Source organism: Microcystis sp. M53598_WE2 (assembly GCF_030067735.1).
GTDB classification, from domain to species: Bacteria; Cyanobacteriota; Cyanobacteriia; order Cyanobacteriales; family Microcystaceae; genus Microcystis; species Microcystis aeruginosa.
Map to the genome: position 1 here is coordinate 1 of NZ_JASJFE010000223.1, position 2,791 is coordinate 2,791.

At 46.6% G+C, this 2,791-nt stretch carries 3 protein-coding genes; 2 read left to right on the plus strand and 1 reads right to left on the minus strand.

Annotated elements, in window-relative coordinates:
- Positions 1–152: 152 nt before the first annotated feature.
- Positions 153–368, plus strand: a complete 216-nt coding sequence (locus PX636_RS04655; protein ID WP_002758722.1) for an NAD(P)H-quinone oxidoreductase subunit O — start codon at positions 153–155, stop codon at positions 366–368.
- 26 nt (positions 369–394) lie between these two features.
- Complete coding sequence (mdh, locus tag PX636_RS04660) at positions 395–1,372, plus strand: malate dehydrogenase (RefSeq protein ID WP_288116354.1); 978 nt, start codon at positions 395–397, stop codon at positions 1,370–1,372.
- On the opposite strand, the gene PX636_RS04665 is transcribed toward mdh, so the two are convergent.
- Positions 1,373–2,500, minus strand: a complete 1,128-nt coding sequence (locus tag PX636_RS04665; RefSeq protein WP_125731847.1) for a THUMP domain-containing class I SAM-dependent RNA methyltransferase — start codon at positions 2,498–2,500, stop codon at positions 1,373–1,375.
- Between the last annotated feature and the right edge of the window lie 291 nt (positions 2,501–2,791).

Genomic DNA, 2,791 nt, shown 5'->3' on the forward strand with positions numbered 1-2,791 from the left:
GGAGTTGGGGTTTTAGGGTTTTGGGGTATTAGTTGAAATTCCCCTATCTCCCCACACCCCACACCCCACATTCTACGCTCTCTTGTCAGAGGCCCGCCGGAATATGTAACAATTTATAGAAGAAACCCCCAAGCAAATTTAACGAGAAAAACATGGCAGCTACAATTAAGAAAGGAGCTTTAGTCCGCGTGGTGACGGGAAACCTAGAAAATAGCCTCGAAGCCCTAGCCAGCGATCGCCGTTTACCCAGTTATATGTTCAACTCGACAGCAGAAGTCTTGGATGTAAAAGATGATTACGCTTTGATTAAATTCTATGTTCCTACCCCCAGTGTGTGGCTAAAGCTCGAACAACTGGAACCCGTCTGATGAGGATATTGCCTCATCCATAAACCATGGCTGACTTCTACGATAAACTCCTCCCCTGTCAATCGCCCCGAGTCTCGGTTATTGGTGCTGGTAACGTCGGACGCACCTTGGCCCAACGCATCGCCGAAAAAAACCTCGCCGATGTGGTTCTCCTTGATATCGTCAATGGTTTACCCCAGGGTATTGCCCTAGATTTGATGGAAGCTCAGGGCATAGAACTGCACGACAGCGAGATTATCGGCACTAATAACTATGAAGACACGGCAGGCTCGGATATTGTCGTGATTACGGCTGGATTAGCCAGAAAACCGGGCATGAGTCGCGATGATCTCATGAATGTCAATGCCAAAATTGTTGTCGAGGCCGCCACTAAATGCCTCAAGTATTCTCCGGAAGCCATTTTTATCGTCATCACCAATCCCCTTGATGTGATGACCTATCTAGTCTGGCAAGCAACCGGTTTACCCCCCCAAAGAGTGATGGGAATGGCCGGAGTCCTCGATTCTTCCCGTTTACAAACCTTTATCGCCATGGAATTGGGGGTTAGTACCGCCGACGTTCATGCTATGGTTTTGGGTGGTCACGGTGATTTAATGTTGCCCCTACCCCGTTACTGTACCGTCAGTGGTGTGCCGATTACCGAATTGATGGACGAGATAACGATTAATCGTTTAGTGGAGAGAACTCGCAACGGTGGGGCTGAAATCGTCAAATTACTGCAAACTGGCGGCGCTTATTACGCCCCTGCTTCCTCTGCCTGTACCATGGTCGAGACGATATTGAGAAATCAATCCCGTTTACTGCCGGCGGCAGCCTATCTTAAGGGTGAATACGGTTTACAGGATGTCTATCTGGGGGTTCCCTGTCGCCTAGGATGTCGGGGTGTGGAAAGTATTCTGGAAGTGCGTTTGACCGATGCTGAACGTCTGGATCTACACACTTCTGCCGCCTCAGTTCGTCAAAATGTTCATTTAGCCCTTGACAGTCTCAAGGTTTTGATGTAGTTAATACAATTCGTATTTTAAGAGGGTACAGGGCAAAGAACCGTTATACAAGGGAGTGCGACGGGAAGAACGCAGACCGATTTGTTTGGTCAGTTCTTTGTTTCCCGATAAAATATAGGCTGTCCAACCCTTAAACCTCTGTTTTAAGACATCACCGAAGGATTTATATAAGGCCCCTAATTCTTCGGTATTGCCCAATCTTTTGCCGTAAGGGGGATTACAGAGAATAATCCCTCGATCGCTCGCCGGTTCTAAGTCGGTGATGCTTTGCAAGCTAAAATTAATGTGGTCCTGCACTTGACAAAAATAGGCATTATCCTCGGCCTGATGCAAAACCTCGTAATCGGCATCACTAGCATAAATTGGCGCATTTAGCTGAAATTTTTGTTTTTCTTTAGCTTCCTTGACCAAAGATTGCCATAAATCCGGTTGATAGTCTGGCCACTTCTGAAATCCGAACTGGGAACGAGATAAACCGGGGGCAATATTTAAAGCTTTTAACGTCGCTTCGATGACAATGGTTCCCGAACCACAGAAAGGGTCCAAAAGCGCCATATCATCCTGCCATGCCGATAATTCTACCAAAGCAGCGGCGAGACTTTCTTTCAGAGGTGCGACTCCCATGGCCCGATGATACCCGCGACGATGCAAACTGTGGCCAGAACTATCTAAACTAAGCACACAGCGATTTTTCTCGATATGAGCGTTAATTTGCAGGTCGGGGTTTTCTGTATCCACAAAGGAACGGGGATTCCCCTGTTGACGCTGTTGGTCGATAATAGCGTTTTTGATGCTTAAGGCGGTGTAATGGGTGTGATTGAGGCGATCATTCGTTCCCGTACATTGTACCGCTAAAGTTTCCTCACTGCTGAGATAATCGCGCCAATCAATGGCTTGAATGCCATCATACAGTTCCTTCCCATCCCCACAGGGAATTTCGGCAATGGGAACCAAAACTCGAAACATAATTCTTGACCAAAGATTGACTCGATAGAGTAGGGAGATATCCCCCTGAAAATGGACTCCCGTGAATACGGGTTTCACTTCTTTGGCCCCTAGGAATTCTAATTCCCTAGCGGCAATTTCTTCTAGTCCCCTAGCGGTAGTAGCAAAATAGGATCGAGTCATTTCAGTTATCAGTTATCAGTTTTCGGTTTTCAGTGACTAGCGCCGGTCGTTGGTAGCTTGAAATCAGAAAGATTTTAATTTTTATCCCCTTGTAAATTCCCGATCTGATTCGCTCAAGTCAGTTAAAATGGGTGCATCTCATATTCGTGACTTTCTCTCACCTATAGGTGAGCAGCAGTTAAGTAGGTGGGTGGAATTAAATATAAGATGAACGTAGGTTGGGTTGAAGCATGAAACCCAACGCCCGATTATGTTACGCTACCGCTAACCCATCCTACAAATAATTGTGCC

What these genes read in the sequence shown, in the direction of transcription:
- PX636_RS04655 (WP_002758722.1), top strand. Translation starts at nt 153, where the DNA reads ATGGCAGCTACAATTAAGAAAGGAGCTTTAGTCCGCGTGGTGACGGGA.
- mdh (WP_288116354.1), top strand. Translation starts at nt 395, where the DNA reads ATGGCTGACTTCTACGATAAACTCCTCCCCTGTCAATCGCCCCGAGTC.
- PX636_RS04665 (WP_125731847.1), bottom strand. Translation starts at nt 2,500, where the DNA reads ATGACTCGATCCTATTTTGCTACTACCGCTAGGGGACTAGAAGAAATT.